Here is a 17,436-nt window from a genome sequence, read left to right as displayed (position 1 = left end):
CCTCTAATCTATTTGCGTAACAGGAATAGCATCTAACTGCCATTTCCAGTTTTGTTTTGTTTCGGCAACCGGCAGCATATCAATACAATCTACAGGGCAAGGCTCTACACATAAATCACAACCAGTACATTCATCAATAAGTACGGTGTGCATTTGGCGAGTAGCACCTACAATGGCATCTACAGGGCATGCTTGAATACATTTAGTACAACCAATACATTCGTCTTCTCGAATGTAGGCTACTGTTTTAATTGGGTCGGCTTGTTCTCCGCCGGCAAGCGGTTTAGCTTCCACGCCCATTAAATCAGCCAATTTTTTTACCGTCGCTTCGCCACCCGGAGGGCATTTATTTATTTCATCGCCATTAGCAATGGCTTCTGCGTAAGGCTTACAGCCTGGGTAGCCACATTGACCACATTGAGTTTGCGGTAAAATAGTATCTATTTGCTCAACAATAGGATTGCCTTCAACACGAAAACGAATGGCAGCAAAACCTAAAATAAGTCCAAAAATCAGCGCTAGCGAGCCAAGCGCTATCAAGGCATAAAACAAGGTCATATTAAAACTTCACTAATCCAGTAAAACCCATAAACGCCATCGACATTAAGCCTGCGGTTATCATAGCAATAGAGGCACCTTTAAAAGGTGTAGGAACATCAGCAGCAGCAAGGCGTTCGCGCAGCGCTGCAAATAATACGAGTACTAATGAAAAGCCAACCGCAGCACCAAAACCATACACTGCTGATTGTAAAAATGAGTGATCTTCTTTGATATTTAATAAAGCAACACCTAGCACTGCACAGTTTGTAGTGATAAGCGGTAAAAATATACCCAATAAACGATACAGTGTAGGGCTGGTTTTGCGCACCACCATTTCAGTAAATTGCACAACTACCGCAATTACCAAAATAAAGCTCATGGTACGTAAAAATTCGATATCTAGCGGGATTAAAATATATTGATTAACCAAATAGCTCGTTACTGAGGCAAGTGTAAGCACAAACGTAGTTGCCAAAGACATACCTATCGCTGTATCAAGCTTACCTGATACGCCCATAAACGGACATAAGCCTAAAAATTGTACTAATACAAAGTTATTAACTAGAACGGTTCCAATCAATAACAAGACATATTCTGTCATGTGTGCCTCGCGCTATTAAAGTCCCGCGTATTATCCTTTTTTCTGCCCCGATAAACAACATATGCGAGTCGTTATCAGTTAAATAAACAGCGGAAAATAACGCTTCGATCACAAAGCTGTAAAATTTATGTGATTTTAAGGTTAGGATAAAATATTAAAAACAAAAAAAGAGCAACATGTGCTCTTTTTTGTTTTAGAAGGGGAGGTTAGATATCTTTAGGTTTTTCTATGTAATAACCCTGAACGCCGTCTAAGCATAAGGTTTCAATGATGTGTTTTTCTTCTTGGCTCTCAACACCTTCAGCAAAAACACTCACTCCTATGCGGTGGGCTAAATCGACCATTAAGCGCATAAAGTACTGATTGTTTTTGTCATCTTCTAACCCGCGGGTATAACTGGCGTCCATTTTAATAAAGTCAGGTTTTAAATCGCGGAAAAATTTAAACGATGTTAAACCAACACCAAAGCGCTCAACCGTTACACGTGCACCCACACGATGCACCATATCAATAAAACGCTTACTGGCTTTAATATTTTGCTGAAGACCAAACTCGCTCACTTCAAATACTAATTTAGAGGCTATGTGCGTATCTTTTAATAAACGGCGCTCAAGCCAAATAACAAACTGGTCGTTATGTGCACTTGAGGCCGTAACGTTTAAGCCAAAAAACTTTTCAGATAGGTTTCGGCTTTTTACTTTCTCAAGTGATGAGTCAATAATAAGGCGGTCAATCTCAATGGCCATATCAAGTTTTTCAGCCATAGCTAAAAAAGAGGCCGTTGGTAGCACTTGGTTATCTTCGGTTTTAAAACGTACTTGCACTTCGGCATACGCTTTAATACTTTTACCTAGTGGCATAATGTTTTGCATTACTAAATGTACGCGCTTAGATTCAATAACTTCGTTAATAACCTTACGCCAGTTTTGATTACCAAATCCTGCGCTTACATTATTTACTAAATCGGTTTCTCGTTGTACATGCCATGCGTTAACTTGTTTTGATTGCGCCATACTCATCGCGTTATCAACAACAGACAGCAATTCACCTAATGGTTTACCTTTTTCGTAACCCACAATACCGGTATTAGCAACTGAGCTTAGCTCTTGATTTTGTTGGTACTGTGTAAAGCGCGATTGTAGGTTTTCACCAAAACGCTCGGCTTCTTTTAAAGGAGTGTGGGGCAATACAACAGCAAAGTCAGAGCTGTTTAATCTAAATACTTGGCTGCCAGTGTAGGTGCCACTTATGTGTTTAATTATATCAGCAACACCTTTTACGTATTCATCACCTTTTTGGTAGCCACGGCTTTGGTTAATTGCTTGTAATTCGCTACAGCGGATCATGGCTAAAGAGCCAAAGGTACTTTGCTCGGTGTTTTCAATGTTTTTTTCGTAGTACTCAACAAACATATTTCTGTTACCAAGGGCGGTAATTACATCTTTATATGCTTCATGTTTAATAGTCATTGCAGCGCTTTGTATATCTTCACTCTTGGTTTTTAAAAAGTGCGATAAGCGATTAAAGCTAGGTACTAAATCTTTCCCTAAAGTTTTAAGTCTTGAACTATCAAGTGCAGTGTCTAGGTTTTCGTCTACCTGATTTTGGTTGATGTATATATCGATAATATCCGAAACAGTAGTGCTGATATTTTTATTTAACTGATAAAAAATCGACTGCATCAAAATAATTGGAATAATTACCAAAATTGCTGAAATGGCAATCACGATAAATAAAGAAATTTGTAGCTGCTCAGCTAAGTGTTGAATATTAAGCGTAAACTCAACTTTTATATCTGCGGCGTCGTTTACCGCAAACTGGGGGCGAACAGAATTAAAGCTAGATTGTACAAACTCAGCAAACATAGGTAAGCGAATAGGGGAGTTTATGCTGAATATTTCAGCACCTTGGTAGTCTCTTAAAGTAAAGCTTGAAAAAGTGTTACCATCTGCGATTGATTGTTTTACATTTTGAGCAGAGGTTTCGTCTAGAGTGAGGCCATTAATATACTTAGTTACAGTAGTTTGTGCGTTTTTTTGGGCGTCACTTACTGCATTGTCAAAGCTTATAGATATGAAGTAGCTTCCTGCTGCAACACACAATAGCCATGAGATTATTTGTATAAAAATAAGTTTTTTAAATCCAGCCATGTTTTCAGTCTTTTAATAATTCAAAAGGGAAGGAATCAAGTCCTTGATTAATAAACTAAGTTACAGCGCATCAAAAACTTAATTAATGCTTTAGTTATAAAAGGAAGAGTAGTGGAATTAAGCTTAGATGTCTATGAAATTCTTAGAATTGGCTCCCCCTCCCCGACTCGAACGGGGGACCTGCGGATTAACAGTCCGTCGCTCTAACCAACTGAGCTAAGGGGGAACTAAAATAGTGATATTATGATGATTTGGCTCCCCCTCCCCGACTCGAACGGGGGACCTGCGGATTAACAGTCCGTCGCTCTAACCAACTGAGCTAAGGGGGAATCGTTTATGGTTGAAAAACTTGGCTCCCCCTCCCCGACTCGAACGGGGGACCTGCGGATTAACAGTCCGTCGCTCTAACCAACTGAGCTAAGGGGGAAGCGTCTTGCCTTTCAACGGGGCGAAATATTAATGATGGAGGTGCAAAGTGTCAACATATAAAAGTCATAAATTTAAAAAAGAGGTTTATTCGTTGTTTTTATGTTCGATCTGCGTGTTTTATAGCTCCATTAAAGTAATTTTTTAAAGATTTTAATAATATCATTGCGCATTTTATCGAAGCTTTAGGTTTTTAATTTATTAAATTGGTTAAATTAAACACGTCATAAAAGTACCTTGTTATTAAAAAGATGCCCAAAAACATAAAAAAGCTATTTTTGTAGCAGGGTATTTTTTGCAGTTATTTGCATGGCTAGTTTTATTTTTTATAAATATGCCTGTAACAAAATTCTTTTAAATATTTTCATTGGTAAATAACAAAGTAGTTAAATTATATAAATAGGGCGTTTAATACGTTCGCTCAAAAATAGTGCAATCAATAACTTGGCTTAATATTGAACGTTTATAGTTGTACATGAGTATAACTTTGTTAAGAGTAAAAATTAGCGGAAGATTGTTTTTAAGCCGAGTCTATAAAAATGTCACATATAAGATATACACAAATGGTAAGAGCTGATTAAAAACTGTGGCTCTCTCAAAGCCTTTATAAATGCGGGTTTGAATGAGTTATCCACGGTTTCTGTGGATAACTCTGTTTATGAAACTTTAAGAACATCAGCGGCACCAATGTTTTAGGGCGCTACAACGATTTCAAGCTTTTAAATCATTATTTTTAATTCATTATAAAACAATTGGTTATGATTTGGAGGGGAATAGATGCAACTCGATGAGGGATTTTTTTCGTAACGATAAATCAACCCTAGGCTTTGTGTAAAAAATCATCAGATACTGCGCGGTGTTTGTAATAAAAGTTACAAAAATGTGTTTTAATTGTTTTTTAGTGGCTTTAGGCTCTATTTTAACAAAAAGATGTAAAAACTCACCTTTACTATTTTTTAGAATGTTTAGTTCTTTTATTAAGGCAATTGTATTGATAAATCCGTGGCTTGAAGTGCCTTGATGCTTTAAAATGTTCAGCTCAGTAAAAAGAGGCTTATTTATTTCATGCGTGCAATTTCAAAAACTCCGACTCGCCCAGATTTACTAAACGATCCTATATTACCTACATTAAAAACGATGACCATCCCGATGATATTCGGCATGATTACGTTAATGATGTTTAATATTGTAGATACTTTTTTCATTAGCTTATTAGGCACCGAGCCACTTGCGGCAGTAAGTTTTACCTTTCCTGTTACTTTTACCGTAATAAGTTTAGCGATAGGCTTAGGTATTGGTACGTCGGCTGTAATAGCAAAAGCACTGGGTAGTAACAAAATTGACGAAGCGCGTTTTGATGCCAGTGTGTCTTTAATGGTAGGCGTTGTACTGGTTATTGTGCTCTCGTTTATTGGTTATACATTAACTGACCCAATATTTACTTTGCTAGGCGCAGGCTCGCAGGTACTTCCGCTTATTCACGAATACATGAACATATGGTTTATAGGCAGTGTGTTTTTAATAACCCCAATGATTGGCAACTCAGTGTTACGCGCCAGTGGTGATACAAAAACACCGAGTATTGTAATGGGTGGAGCAGGGCTTATAAATGCGGTGCTTGACCCCATACTTATATTTGGTTTTGGGCCTATTCCGGCACTGGGTATTGAAGGCGCCGCTATTGCAAGTGTCATTGCATGGGCCGTTGCAGTGGTTATTATCTTGTATATATTAATGTTTAAAAAGCGTTTGTTGAGCCTCAAAGCGGGCAAGCAAACGGTTATAGGCGCAATTCGTAAAATATTAAAAATTGGCTTACCTGCTGCAGGCGCAAACATGCTAACACCCGTTGCAATGGCCGTAATGACCGCTATGGTTGCGCACCACGGACCAGAAGCTGTTGCTGCATTTGGAGTAGGGAGCAGAATAGAATCTATCGCGAGCATATTGGTGCTTGCGCTATCTATGACATTACCGCCTTTTGTCAGTCAAAACTTTGGAGCGGGCAAATTGTGCCGCGTTAAAGAAGCCTACACAGGCACATTAAAATTTGTGATGATATGGCAATTTGCAATTTACGTATTACTAATTGTATTTTCAGGGGTTATAAGCCAGTTATTCGGTAAAGAACAAGCCGTTATAGACGTAATTAAACTGTTTATTTATACAATCCCGCTAAGTTATGGCTTACAAGGGGTGATCATATTATCTAATTCATCGTTTAATGCATTACACAAGCCAATGAATGCGTTGGTACTAAGTGTCATTCGTTTATTTATATTTTATGTACCATTTGCTTATGTAGGCAACGAAATAGCCGGTTTATTTGGGTTATTTATTGGCGCTGCGTTAGGTAATTTATTTACAGCTATAGTCGCGTACAAATGGTTTATGAAAGAGCTAGACACGCTAAGCGGCGAATCGTTACAGGAGTGCAACAATTGAGCGATCATTTTCAACTAGTATCACAGTTTAAGCCCGCTGGTGATCAACCTACGGCTATTAAACAACTTGAAGAAGGTTTAGAAGCAGGGCTTGCGCATCAAACACTATTAGGCGCTACAGGTACTGGTAAAACGTTTACTATGGCCAATATTATTAGCGACTTAAATCGCCCAACAATAATAATGGCACATAACAAAACACTGGCTGCGCAGCTGTACGGAGAAATGAAAGAGTTTTTTCCTAATAACGCGGTTGAGTACTTTGTATCGTATTACGATTATTACCAGCCAGAGGCATATGTTGTTTCAAGCGATACGTTTATAGAAAAAGATGCATCAATCAATGAGCACATAGAACAAATGCGTTTAAGTGCTACAAAAGCACTGCTTGAACGACGCGATACCATTATTGTTGCCTCGGTTTCGGCTATTTATGGCTTGGGCGATCCGCAGTCATACATGAAAATGATGCTGCTTTTAAAAGTGGGCGAAAAAGTAGACCAACGCGACATGCTCCGCCGCCTTGCAGAGATTCAGTATACCCGTAACGATATAGACTTTGGCCGTGGTACGTATCGCGTGCGCGGTGAAGTGGTTGATATATTTCCCGCTGAATCAGATACATTTGCTGTACGCGTAGAAATGTTTGATGACGAAATAGAACGCCTAAGTATTTTTGATCCCCTCACTGGTGCAATTGAAAAACACATAGTACGCGCCACTATTTACCCTAAAACACACTACGTCACCCCGCGTGACAAAATTCTTGGCGCCATAGAAAAAATAAAAGAAGAGCTAAAAGAGCGTCGAGCGCAGTTACTTAGTGTAAATAAATTAGTAGAAGAGCAGCGCGTAGCGCAGCGCACTCAATACGATATAGAAATGATGACCGAACTTGGTTATTGCTCAGGCATAGAAAACTACAGCCGCTACTTGTCAGGGCGCACACCGGGCGATCCGCCGCCAACACTACTTGATTACCTGCCTGATGATGCATTAATGATTATTGATGAATCACACGTTACCGTATCGCAAATTGGCGCTATGTATAAAGGCGATAGAAGCCGTAAAGAAAACCTCGTTGAATATGGCTTTAGAATGCCATCGGCTATGGATAACCGCCCACTTAGGTTTGAAGAATTTGAAGCCATTGCCCCGCAAACTATTTATGTATCGGCAACGCCTGGCGACTTTGAACTTGAGCGCAGCGCAGGCGAAGTAGCAGAGCAAGTTATTCGTCCAACTGGATTATTAGACCCATTAATAGAAGTTCGCCCTGTAGGCGATCAGGTTGATGATTTACTTTCAGAAATATACAAAAGTGTAGAAAAAGGCGAGCGCGTACTGGTAACAACACTTACTAAACGTATGTCTGAAGATTTAACCGACTATTTAAGCGAGCATAACGTAAAAGTACGTTACCTTCACTCAGACATAGACACCGTTGAGCGCGTAGAAATAATACGCGACTTACGAGCGGGTGTGTTTGATGTGTTAGTAGGCATTAACTTATTACGAGAAGGCCTAGATATGCCAGAAGTGGCCTTAGTTGCCATACTTGATGCAGATAAAGAAGGCTTTTTACGCTCAGCACGCTCACTTATTCAAACTATTGGCCGTGCTGCACGTCACTTAGATGGACGTGCTATTTTATATGGCGATAAAGTGACTAAATCAATGGCCAAAGCGATAGAAGAAACCGAGCGTAGACGCGAAATACAACACGCTTACAATATTGAGCACGGAATTGAGCCACAAGCACTTATTAAAAAAATCACCGATATTATGGATGTTGGCGAAGAAGCCGCGCCTAAAGATAACCTTAAACTCATTCGTAAAGAGTCTAAAAAGGTACTTAGCGCGAAAGAAATTGCCGTGCAAATTAAGCAGCTTGAAACGAAAATGCATGCCTACGCAAGCGATTTAGAATTTGAAAAAGCGGGCTCTGTTCGCGATGAAATACACGAACTACAACAACAGTTGATTAATTAAAAATGACAGCAAACTTTACTCCCCTTATCACAGCGCTTGAAGATGCGCCTATTGTAAACAACGAACTGTGTCGTGTTTTTCACGGGCGAGGTCACAGCGTAGAAGCGTTGAGCCATATTAATTTAGACTTTTACCCGCCTAGTTTATTTTTAGTATCGTACGACGAAATAGACGAAGCCACATTAAACCAGCTCACCAATACACTTTGGCAGTGGGCACAGCAGCATCAACCTGAACTTATTACATCGCTTGTATATCAACAGCGTGCTGGCGTGCAAAGCCAAAATACGGTGGTTTATGGGCAATTGCCTAATCAGCATGTTGTAAGTGAAAACGGCATTAAGTTTTTAGTTGATTTGCAAAGCCGTCAAAATACCGGGATATTTCCTGACATGCGCAGCGGCCGTGAGTTTGTTGCTGCTAATAGCAAGCATGCAAAAGTACTTAATTTGTTTTCGTATACATGTGGGTTTTCGCTTGCGGCTATGCAAGGCGGGGCAGACCATGTGATGAACATGGATATGAGCAAAGGTGTACTTAAAGTCGGTAAGCAAAACCATCAGTTAAATGGTTTTGAGCGCGGCGTTAGTTTTTTACCTCATGATATTTTAAAATCTTTTGGTAAATTAAAAAAAGCAGCCCCGTTTGATTTAATTATTGTTGATCCGCCAAGCTTTCAAAAAGGCAGCTTTATTCTTACCAAAGATTATCAAAAAGTATTGCGCAGATTACCTGAGCTACTTTGCAATACAACTCAACTTTTATTGTGCGCTAACAGCCCAGAGCTTAGCGAAGAAGACTTTAAAGCATTAATAAACGAGCACACTCAAGGCGCAATAGAATTTGTAGAGCGCCTTGCTCCAACAGCGCGTTTTATTGAAGTTGATAGCAATAAAAGCTTAAAAGCACTGATATACAAAACGTCACAATTAAACGATTAAATGAAGCTCAGCAAGCGCCTAACCGCCATTGATACATTAATTTCGCAGCATCACGATATTATTTGGGATTGCTGCTGCGATCATGGTTATTTAGGCATGGCATTATTAAAACGTGCAGCTGCAAATCAAGTCATATTTGTTGATATAGTCGCCACTTTAATGGACGACTTAAGTGCGCAATTATCATCTATTAATAAATTACAAAAATCCTGTGATAAAAAACCGCAGTGGCAGGTCTTATGTCAGGATGTAGGCAAAATTGAAATTGCCAAAAATAAAAGCCAAGTAGTTGTAATAGCAGGTATTGGCGGTGAGTTGTTGTTAAGTTTAATGCAGCAAATAATTGCTAATAATGCTGTCGATAATCTTGAGCATGTGCGCTTTATTTTATGCCCTATACATCATACTTATAAATTGCGAACAGGTTTAAAAACACTCGGCTTAGGCCTTATAAGTGAGCAAATAGTTTACGATAATAAGCGCTTTTATGAGGTCATTGAGGTTAGCTTTAACAGCCAAAATGAAATTAGCAATACCGGGCAAAGCATGTGGAATCTTAATCATGCACAGCACAAAGCGTATAAACAGCAGCTAATAAATCATTATAATAAAATGCTTAATAAAGATGCGGTTTATTATCAAAAAGTTATAACAGACTATCAAGGACTCGGTGATAGTTAAAAAAGCCTTAAAGTGAGGCGTACATGTGATCTAATTACGACATTGACGACGTAATATGTTCATAGTTTATATCGCAATGCGCGAGTTTATTTGGTTTATTTATGTCAGATAAAAAGAGTCACATTAATCACTTACTCAGTGATGAGCAAAAATGGCAACACAGTTATGAGCAACCTATTTCATATGCTCCTTTAGTGCAATTAGCTAATAGTAACTGGGTAGTACCACAGCATTTTTTACGCTACAAGCATACGCTTAAAAGCGTTAATGAAGTACTGGAAAGCATCGATTTTTCGGCTCACTTTAGAGTGCTTGCTGCACAAAAAGATGAACAAATTTATCTACAAGTGGCAGTACTCAGCCCCGACAACTACAAAACAAGTAGCTACCCAGGTGATAGTAAATCTAAAAAACTATTATTTGGTAGGCGCTGGCTTGTTGAAGAAAACTTACCTACTTCTGAGCTGATACAAACTGCTTTTTTAGCGCTAAAAATAGCGCGTGAGCACGAAGTAAGAGAGCTTTTACAATTAACGCAACAACACGCAACTAGCACGCCTTTTAATAATCATCACGATTTACCTGTTATGGCGCAAAATCCAGAGCTTGTAAAAGGTAGCTGTTCAAACACATCAGTTAATGAGTTACTAAAATGTGTTGTGTTTGCAGGTGCAAACATTAACTTACAAAGCCATCAGCAAATTGCTGAGCAACACTTATACACCGTTGAACTGTTATGTAACGACTGCCAATTAAGCGAATTTAATAATAAAACGATTTCGTTTTTAACGCCTGACTCGTCAACTAATAGCTTTTTACATGGATTTATTGCAACCCTTGTTGCGACAAGCAATGAATACGTAAATGAGCAATTTAAGTACAAAGGATTCGCACGATTTAGCAAACATGTAAATGTTGAGCAAATAGGGGAGCTTAGTATTGCTATGCGCTCGCCAAACGCTGTTGCACTGTGTTCAATGGGCAAGCAACATGCTAATCAGTTAAACTTTGAGATAGACAGCTCTCGTGCGCCACAGGGCTGTGGGCAAGCTATAGATGGGTTTTTAGCTGCTCATGGAATAAAGCAGCCAGAAAACGCACATTTGTATCCAAATTACTTATAACAACTTAAAGTTTATTAATTTCATCTTTAACATTAAAGCTTGAATCAGTAACAATAGCCTCAAGTGTTTGTACACGCTCTTTTAATGCAAGCACTTGTGCGTTTGTTTCAGCTAATTGTTTATGGGCATCACTATTGTTGTTTTGCATTTTATGCTTAAACTCAAGGTGCTTTTTATACATATCATAAAGTACTCCTGAGCCAACCGAAATTAGCACAATAAGTACAATCATCGTAGTTCCAGACATAACCTTATTCCTTATCATTTTATTATTCGTTTATGGTTAAAGTATAACCTTTAAGTGCTCTTGATAAAGCTGACAATTGTAACTTAATTTGTATACTTTACTTAAGATAAGCTTTGAACATGTTCATCATTTATACACTTCAGATATTGTTTAATAGTTGTCCAATCTCCATATAATAAACATATTTTAAATAATACAGTGAGTTGCTATGTTAAATAATAAAATTCCACCGGTTATAGTGGTACTGTTTTTTGCAGGCATTATGGCGTTAATCGCGCACTATAGTGTTATTGATTTCACAGCGTTTATTACCTATTTAGCGGCAAGCCTGGTAATCATTGGTTGCCTGTTTTGTATTGCCGGGGTGGTGAGTTTTAAACTTGCGCGCACGACGGTAAACCCTAATAAGCCCGAGCAGGCATCAAAACTCGTAACCAGTGGTATTTATAAAATTTCACGCAACCCTATGTATGTTGGCTTTGCGTTTATTTTAGCCGGATGGGGTATTTGGTTGAGTTCGCTGTGGGCACTTTTATGTATTGTTGGTTTTGTCGTGTATTTAACGCTTTTTCAGATAATTCCGGAGGAGCGAGCGCTAACTAAATTATTTGGTGAAGAATTTACTGAGTATAAAAATAAAGTAAAACGCTGGCTTTAACTTACATTAATAACAAAAAAGGCTATCGAGATGATAGCCTTTTTGCGTTTAGCGCGTGTGTTAGTATGCGTTATTCGTATTCTAACGGGTCAGTAACATTATTAAGCTTAAAGGCTTCTAAACGTTCTTGGCATGCGCCACATTTTCCACAGGCTTTTTCACGGCCGTTATAACAGGTCCATGTTTGGCTGTAGTCTAAACCCATTTTTATACCATCGGTTAAAATATCAATTTTGGTGTTATTTAAATATGGGCTAAAAATTTCTACTGCATCGTAGTTTGCAATACGACATACATCATCCATTTTTTGCACAAATTCAGGACGGCAATCGGGGTAAATAGCATGATCCCCAGAATGAGCGCCGTAATAAACTTGGCTTGCTTTAAGTGATACTGCGTAACCAACTGCAAGCGAGAGCAAAATCATATTACGATTTGGCACAATCGTGCTCTTCATGCTCTCTTCTTCGTAATGGCCTTCAGGTACTTCAATATCATCAGTTAATGATGAGCCACCAATAAGTTGGTTAATTGCCGAAATATCCACAATTTTATGCGGAACATTAAGCTTTTCACATACTTGCGCAGCCACTTTAAGCTCTTTTACATGACGCTGACCATAGTCAAATGAGAGGGCATATACATCATGGCCTTGTTGCAGGGCTTTATTTAATACGGTAAATGAGTCCATACCGCCGGAATAAATAACAACTACTTTTTGCGTCATATCTGTTTTGCTCTTAGTTTTAATAGAGGTTTATATCAGGGCGCGATATACTACACGGCCGCAGCTTAAATAACAATTTTTGCACAGCGCTTTTTCGTCTTTAATAGTAGCAATTTGGCTACTAGGTAGTAAGTGAGATCTCTTTTGTACAAAATTAATGAAGTGTTTGAAACCATCCAAGGTGAAGCAAGTTTTACTGGCACACCCTCAATATTTTTGCGCCTGCAAGGCTGCCCTGTAGGTTGCTCGTGGTGTGATACCAAACAAACATGGGATGTCGACAACGTATATAAAGTATCACTTGATGAAACCGTAGAAAAAAAAGCCGACTCAGATCACTGGGCCGATGCCAGCGCAGAGCAAGTGCTCGAACTATTTAAATCACGTGGTTACACCGCAAAGCATGTTGTAATTACTGGCGGCGAGCCATGCATGTTCGATTTAAACCCAGTATGTAACTTATTACACGAACACGGTTTTAGCACACAAATAGAAACCAGCGGCACGTTTGAAATACTCGCCCCAGAGCAAACATGGGTTACTGTATCGCCTAAAATAAACATGCGCGGCGGTTATGAAGTACTTACCAGCGCCATGAAGCGCGCAAACGAAATTAAACACCCCGTTGCTATGCAAAAGCACGTAGAAGAGTTAGAAGCGTTATTTGCAAAAACAGGTGTTAACCCAAAGCTTGTTTATTTACAGCCAATAAGCCAAAAAGTATCAGCAACTAAACTCGCAATTGACACCTGTATTGCCAAAAATTGGCGCCTATCAATACAAGTACATAAGTATTTAGGAATTAGTTAAAGCGAAAGGGCAGTTGTAAGTGCTTAGCTGTAAGCGATAAGCCGCTCTGCGATATGTAGGTTGGGTTGAGTGAAACGAAACCCAACCCACAACTCTAATGCTCACTTATCCAAAAATTCTTATATAAACCAAGAGATCAACGCTAAAAGCAGTACTACGGTATATTCATATATGGTAGGAGTTTAATGCTACAACATGAAAAGCTTAGTTATTAAATTTGGCTTAACCCAAAAGTGTGTTGCTGAGATTATTCAGCAACAGCGTAGATTTGTTACAAAGGAGGCAGTAGGGTTGTTTTAATTTATAGAGTGACTAATTGCTTGGTTTTTCATATCGCAGATGTGCTTGATGCCTTTATCTGTTATACCAACAGGTGCATCATCATGTTCCTCATTTGCTAGATCTACTAAGTACTCTAGCGAACGTAGCCTTTCGTAGGCATTTCTTAATTCATAGTTAGGGAGTGAGATTTCTTTTTCTAGTATCGCGTAACACGAGTCTCCATCACTTAAATTATCAAAGAAGTGTTGCAGAATCTTTAGGTTTAATTGTTGATTGAGTACTAATGAGCTTTCAATTAAGCTTTCCGCAAGTTTACACTCGGCCAGAAGTAAATACTTCTTGTCGTATTTATCTTTAATATTAATGATTCTTGATTTACATTCTTCAATTGTTTTGTCTAATTCAGCACGATACTCATCAAGCTTACTTTGAGTCTCAGTATCTTTTGTAAGATATAAGTCTCTCAGTTTATTTGATTCTTCAATTGTTAAACTGTGCTTTTTGTAATGCAGCGGTTGTGAGTTTAAGTAAAATTCATTAGCTCTAGCTGCTGAACGTGTAAACAGGGCTGTTGCCCACGGTAAGACAAAGCCTAAAATTAATGCTGAAATTAGAGGTAATATTAAGTTTAGCCATATATCAGAATAAATGTTTGAAACAGTCTTTAGTTTGTAGACACTATCGTGATTAGCAAAAAGCATAAAATAAACAGCTTTCCAGTTGAAAAAAAACCAAGAAATAATGAAGCTTCCCAAAAGTGGGTGAGTTACTTTATCTTTTAATGATTCTTTTATCGAATATGACATTTCTTGAGTTGATGACATTTCAAGTCCTTTTATATATTGTGCATCACAGTCTACACAAATCTACACCACTCTAATAAAACAAATTTAAAGAAATGAGAATAAAATGGATTTTAATTGGAACGAGACTAAAAAGGTTGATGAGCAAACATTTTCTGCTGATAATCTCGATAGAGCAAAATACGCAACTTACTTAACGTCTTTAATAAAAGCTAAAGGTGGTACGGATAAGAGTAATCTATCAAATTATGTATTAAACCTTGATGCAGAGTGGGGGGCAGGTAAAACCTACTTTTTGAAACGTTGGAGTGAAGATTTAAAAGGAAATCATCCTGTCGTCTATATTGATGCCTGGGCTATTGACTACCTTGAATCTCCGTTAATGACTGTTTTAAGTGAAATCATAGAGCAATTAAAAACGCAAACAGATCGCGCTGATTCACCTAAAGCTAAAGCAAAATTTAAAGAAATAATAAAAGCTGCGGCTCCAAGGGTTGGTAGTGCTTTAATGAAAAGGTATTTAGGCTTTGATTTTGATGTTCTTAATTCATCAGAGGCTATAAACGAAAACCTTTCAAATAAAGGGATTGATTTCTCTAAAGCTGGTGAAAAAGTACTAGAGGTATTCTGTAAAGAAGTTACTGATAGCAAAGAGAGCGTGAAAACATTAAAGCTAGCTATTCAAAGCTGGGTTGAATACGTCGTCGATAATCCTGTTAAAAATATGGAAACTATTAAAAATAGTTATCCCGCATTTATTTTTATTGATGAATTGGATCGCTGTAAGCCCACCTATGCTGTGGAGATGTTAGAAGCAATAAAGCATGTGTTTGACATACCAGGGCTTTCATTTGTTGTTGCAACAAATACCCAGCAGCTAGCCCATACAGTAAAAGCTGTTTATGGCACTGGCTTCAATGCGGAGGAATATTTAAGTCGATTTTTCGATAATAAATATATACTAAGAACTAAAGTATCCAAGCTTTTATTGGAAAATCATTGTCAATTAAAATCATTAAGTCAAGAACAGCTGATTAATAGAGAAGTCATACTTTTTCCATTTGTAAATTTTGAAAAAGATGATTTCTACACTCTTTGTAGTGATATTTTTAATGCTTTAGAGCTTTCCCCAAGGCAATCTATTAAGGTGCTCAATAGAGCAGAATCTATTTTTTCTGATGTGAGCAATCGAAAAACTATAGATGTACCTTATATATTAACACTATTGACCTTAATGGAGAGGAATTTCGAAGTTTATGATCTTCTTATTGATTCATTTACAGGTCAAACAACACTAGACTATTTTAATAGTAAAAAACCTGAATTTTTCTCAAAACTTGCTTCAGTTAAATTTGATATATCAATTAATTATTCTAATGATAGGGCTTTATATAGCAAAATAAGTACAGAATTATTAGGCTATGAGTCTTCGAATAACCAATATGAGCCACCAGAGTTTGTATACAAGCACACCACCTCCTTATCAGAATACCTGAAGGTTTTTGGTAGCCTGTATGAACGCAATAATGAAGTTTCAGAAGAACTAAACATAATTCATAGGAAGCTTTTAGGTATAATTCCAAAACAGAGTTACGGGGAAGACAAAAAGCTACGTTTTAAATTAAGCTTTTTAATTTTTGAAAATACTTTATGCTTGAGTGATTATCGGAAGCTTGTTGAGATATCTGCACACTTAGATTAATTCCCGAAACCCCGCAGGGCCACTAAGCAAAGCTAATTAATCACAACACCGAAAAGCAACAAGTTTTTCGGTAAGCCTCCAACTCTAAACTACTTCAAACAATCGCCAAAAATACAAACGGCGCTAGACCCATACTCGCTTAGCTAAGCGGGTAAACTTTGACTCCATACATCCAAATCATTGAACGCCGACTTGTCCCTCGATCATGCTTTCACTTAATCAAAGTTTAAGTAAGTAACATAGAAAAGCGTTGAGTTCAGGCGCTTTGCTTGTAGATGTAATACCTAATTTTTTAGTAGCGGATGATGTATGGCAAAACCTGAATATTTATAGAGCCGCAGTAAAATAATAAATATGTCCCAGCTCTATCATCACAAAGCGTAATCATAAACATCATATTTGATAATTTTTGTCCTCACTACATTCATTTATTATGGCTAATTAATCTCCTTTAATTACTTTTAACGCCCTTGTCGTTAAGGAACATGCCATGAATAAAAAAGAGTTAAACCGTAGAGACTTTATGAAGTTATCGGCAGCAGGGTTGGGTGCTGCGGCGCTGCCTATGCTGTTTACTAGTTTAAATGCTAATGCCAACCTGCAAGCGGCTGGTAAAGGCGAGCAAGCAAATGGCTTACCTGCTTCACACATGCCTTATCCACGGACGTTTTCGCATATAGGTATTTCGGTACCAAGCCTAGAAAAAGCCGTTAAGTTTTATACTGAGGTGTTGGGCTGGTATTTAATTATGAAGCCTACAAAAATAACAGAAGATAAATCACCAATAGGTGAAATGTGTACAGATGTATTCGGTGCTGGGTGGAGCAGTTTTAAAATAGCCCATTTATCAACAGGTGACAGGGTAGGTGTAGAATTATTTGAATTTAAAAACCAGCAAAACCCTAAAAATAATTTTGAATATTGGAAAACAGGAATATTTCATTTATGTGTTCAAGACCCTGATGTAGAAGGACTCGCTGATAAAATAGTGGCTGCGGGTGGTAAAAAGCGTATGAAGGCGCCGCGTTATTATTACCCATGTGAAAAGCCATACCGCATGATTTATATGGAAGACCCGTTTGGCAATATTTTAGAAATTTATAGCCACAGTTATGAGCTTATATATTCAAGTGGCGCATATGGTTAATTAGCTTTGTGACGAGCAACTGTACTTAAATAAACGTCAATAAAAAAGCGTTGCCCTAGAGCAACGCTTTTCTGTACTTTGATCTGACTCCATAAAAGTAGACACCTATTTAGGAGTCAGTTGTCATGAAAGTAAAAGCTTTTCGTAAACATACAGAGGAA

General features: G+C 38.0%; 15 protein-coding genes, 3 tRNA genes and 1 pseudogene. 10 read left to right on the top strand and 9 right to left on the bottom strand.

Features of this window, described 5'->3' with window-relative positions; translation table 11 throughout:
• Window positions 1–3: 3 nt before the first annotated feature.
• The 6 genes from rsxB to CWC11_RS15580 all read right to left on the bottom strand — a co-directional run bounded on the left by rsxB (window position 4) and on the right by CWC11_RS15580 (window position 3,718).
• The gene (gene rsxB / locus CWC11_RS15605) at window positions 4–558 is read right to left on the bottom strand and encodes an electron transport complex subunit RsxB (protein WP_058548113.1); all 555 of its coding nucleotides are present in this window, start codon (window positions 556–558) and stop codon (window positions 4–6) included.
• A 1-nt stretch (window position 559) separates the two neighbouring features.
• Window positions 560–1,141, bottom strand: coding sequence for an electron transport complex subunit RsxA (gene rsxA, locus CWC11_RS15600; RefSeq protein ID WP_008134172.1), 582 nt, complete (start codon window positions 1,139–1,141; stop codon window positions 560–562).
• A 206-nt stretch (window positions 1,142–1,347) separates the two neighbouring features.
• Window positions 1,348–3,291 (bottom strand): EAL domain-containing protein, encoded by a 1,944-nt coding sequence (locus CWC11_RS15595; protein ID WP_138683440.1) that lies wholly within the window; start codon window positions 3,289–3,291, stop codon window positions 1,348–1,350.
• 149 nt (window positions 3,292–3,440) lie between these two features.
• Window positions 3,441–3,517, bottom strand: a tRNA-Asn gene (locus CWC11_RS15590).
• 26 nt (window positions 3,518–3,543) lie between these two features.
• Window positions 3,544–3,620: transfer RNA gene (locus CWC11_RS15585), tRNA-Asn, on the bottom strand.
• A gap of 21 nt (window positions 3,621–3,641) precedes the next feature.
• Window positions 3,642–3,718: transfer RNA gene (locus tag CWC11_RS15580), tRNA-Asn, on the bottom strand.
• Between the two features lie 1,064 nt (window positions 3,719–4,782).
• Between CWC11_RS15580 and CWC11_RS15575 the strand changes: the two genes are divergently transcribed.
• From CWC11_RS15575 to CWC11_RS15555, 5 genes are all read left to right on the top strand, one after another.
• Window positions 4,783–6,162, top strand: coding sequence for an MATE family efflux transporter (locus CWC11_RS15575; RefSeq protein ID WP_138683439.1), 1,380 nt, complete (start codon window positions 4,783–4,785; stop codon window positions 6,160–6,162).
• Window positions 6,159–8,153 (top strand): excinuclease ABC subunit UvrB, encoded by a 1,995-nt coding sequence (gene uvrB / locus CWC11_RS15570; RefSeq protein WP_138683438.1) that lies wholly within the window; start codon window positions 6,159–6,161, stop codon window positions 8,151–8,153. Before CWC11_RS15575 ends, uvrB begins: the two co-directional genes overlap by 4 nt.
• Before the next feature lie 2 nt (window positions 8,154–8,155).
• Complete coding sequence (locus CWC11_RS15565) at window positions 8,156–9,094, top strand: class I SAM-dependent methyltransferase (protein ID WP_138683437.1); 939 nt, start codon at window positions 8,156–8,158, stop codon at window positions 9,092–9,094.
• Window positions 9,095–9,775, top strand: a complete 681-nt coding sequence (locus CWC11_RS15560; RefSeq protein ID WP_138683436.1) for a tRNA (adenine(22)-N(1))-methyltransferase — start codon at window positions 9,095–9,097, stop codon at window positions 9,773–9,775. It abuts the gene before it with no gap.
• Window positions 9,776–9,876: 101 nt separating this feature from the next.
• Window positions 9,877–10,899, top strand: coding sequence for a hypothetical protein (locus CWC11_RS15555; protein WP_138683435.1), 1,023 nt, complete (start codon window positions 9,877–9,879; stop codon window positions 10,897–10,899).
• A gap of 4 nt (window positions 10,900–10,903) precedes the next feature.
• On the opposite strand, the gene CWC11_RS15550 is transcribed toward CWC11_RS15555, so the two are convergent.
• Window positions 10,904–11,146 carry a hypothetical protein gene (locus tag CWC11_RS15550; protein ID WP_024598359.1) on the bottom strand — a complete coding sequence of 81 codons (243 nt, stop codon included), beginning with the start codon at window positions 11,144–11,146 and terminating at the stop codon, window positions 10,904–10,906.
• Between the two features lie 208 nt (window positions 11,147–11,354).
• On the opposite strand from CWC11_RS15550, the gene CWC11_RS15545 reads away from it, so the two are divergent.
• Window positions 11,355–11,804, top strand: coding sequence for a methyltransferase family protein (locus CWC11_RS15545; protein ID WP_138683434.1), 450 nt, complete (start codon window positions 11,355–11,357; stop codon window positions 11,802–11,804).
• Window positions 11,805–11,874: 70 nt separating this feature from the next.
• Here CWC11_RS15545 and queC read toward each other — a convergent pair whose 3' ends face one another.
• Window positions 11,875–12,531 carry a 7-cyano-7-deazaguanine synthase QueC gene (gene queC / locus CWC11_RS15540; RefSeq protein WP_058548123.1) on the bottom strand — a complete coding sequence of 219 codons (657 nt, stop codon included), beginning with the start codon at window positions 12,529–12,531 and terminating at the stop codon, window positions 11,875–11,877.
• Between the two features lie 144 nt (window positions 12,532–12,675).
• Between queC and queE the strand changes: the two genes are divergently transcribed.
• Entirely contained in the window at window positions 12,676–13,341 is a 666-nt protein-coding gene (gene queE / locus CWC11_RS15535; RefSeq protein ID WP_138683453.1) for a 7-carboxy-7-deazaguanine synthase QueE, read from the top strand.
• Between the two features lie 296 nt (window positions 13,342–13,637).
• Here queE and CWC11_RS15530 read toward each other — a convergent pair whose 3' ends face one another.
• Complete coding sequence (locus tag CWC11_RS15530; RefSeq protein ID WP_138683433.1) at window positions 13,638–14,447, bottom strand: hypothetical protein; 810 nt, start codon at window positions 14,445–14,447, stop codon at window positions 13,638–13,640.
• An 85-nt stretch (window positions 14,448–14,532) separates the two neighbouring features.
• On the opposite strand from CWC11_RS15530, the gene CWC11_RS15525 reads away from it, so the two are divergent.
• From CWC11_RS15525 to CWC11_RS15520, 3 genes and pseudogenes are all read left to right on the top strand, one after another.
• Complete coding sequence (locus CWC11_RS15525) at window positions 14,533–16,128, top strand: KAP family P-loop NTPase fold protein (protein ID WP_138683432.1); 1,596 nt, start codon at window positions 14,533–14,535, stop codon at window positions 16,126–16,128.
• Window positions 16,129–16,618: 490 nt separating this feature from the next.
• A pseudogene (locus tag CWC11_RS23530) lies at window positions 16,619–16,699 on the top strand (twin-arginine translocation signal domain-containing protein); the annotation flags it as partial.
• 78 nt (window positions 16,700–16,777) lie between these two features.
• Complete coding sequence (locus CWC11_RS15520; RefSeq protein ID WP_249330750.1) at window positions 16,778–17,275, top strand: lactoylglutathione lyase family protein; 498 nt, start codon at window positions 16,778–16,780, stop codon at window positions 17,273–17,275.
• The last annotated feature ends 161 nt before the right edge of the window (window positions 17,276–17,436 follow it).

The organism is Pseudoalteromonas sp. S3178 (assembly GCF_005886985.1).
GTDB classification, from domain to species: Bacteria; Pseudomonadota; Gammaproteobacteria; order Enterobacterales; family Alteromonadaceae; genus Pseudoalteromonas; species Pseudoalteromonas carrageenovora.
The sequence above is the reverse complement of the archived record's forward strand: the minus strand, read 5'-3'. Positions and strand labels throughout refer to the sequence as shown.

Bases quoted from the DNA above. Each gene is read 5' to 3' on its own strand.
- rsxB (WP_058548113.1), bottom strand. From the start codon at position 558: ATGACCTTGTTTTATGCCTTGATAGCGCTTGGCTCGCTAGCGCTGATT.
- rsxA (WP_008134172.1), bottom strand. From the start codon at position 1,141: ATGACAGAATATGTCTTGTTATTGATTGGAACCGTTCTAGTTAATAAC.
- CWC11_RS15595 (WP_138683440.1), bottom strand. From the start codon at position 3,291: ATGGCTGGATTTAAAAAACTTATTTTTATACAAATAATCTCATGGCTA.
- CWC11_RS15575 (WP_138683439.1), top strand. From the start codon at position 4,783: ATGCGTGCAATTTCAAAAACTCCGACTCGCCCAGATTTACTAAACGAT.
- CWC11_RS15565 (WP_138683437.1), top strand. From the start codon at position 8,156: ATGACAGCAAACTTTACTCCCCTTATCACAGCGCTTGAAGATGCGCCT.
- CWC11_RS15560 (WP_138683436.1), top strand. From the start codon at position 9,095: ATGAAGCTCAGCAAGCGCCTAACCGCCATTGATACATTAATTTCGCAG.
- CWC11_RS15555 (WP_138683435.1), top strand. From the start codon at position 9,877: ATGTCAGATAAAAAGAGTCACATTAATCACTTACTCAGTGATGAGCAA.
- CWC11_RS15550 (WP_024598359.1), bottom strand. From the start codon at position 11,146: ATGTCTGGAACTACGATGATTGTACTTATTGTGCTAATTTCGGTTGGC.
- CWC11_RS15545 (WP_138683434.1), top strand. From the start codon at position 11,355: ATGTTAAATAATAAAATTCCACCGGTTATAGTGGTACTGTTTTTTGCA.
- queC (WP_058548123.1), bottom strand. From the start codon at position 12,531: ATGACGCAAAAAGTAGTTGTTATTTATTCCGGCGGTATGGACTCATTT.
- CWC11_RS15530 (WP_138683433.1), bottom strand. From the start codon at position 14,447: ATGTCATCAACTCAAGAAATGTCATATTCGATAAAAGAATCATTAAAA.
- CWC11_RS15525 (WP_138683432.1), top strand. From the start codon at position 14,533: ATGGATTTTAATTGGAACGAGACTAAAAAGGTTGATGAGCAAACATTT.
- CWC11_RS15520 (WP_249330750.1), top strand. From the start codon at position 16,778: ATGCCTTATCCACGGACGTTTTCGCATATAGGTATTTCGGTACCAAGC.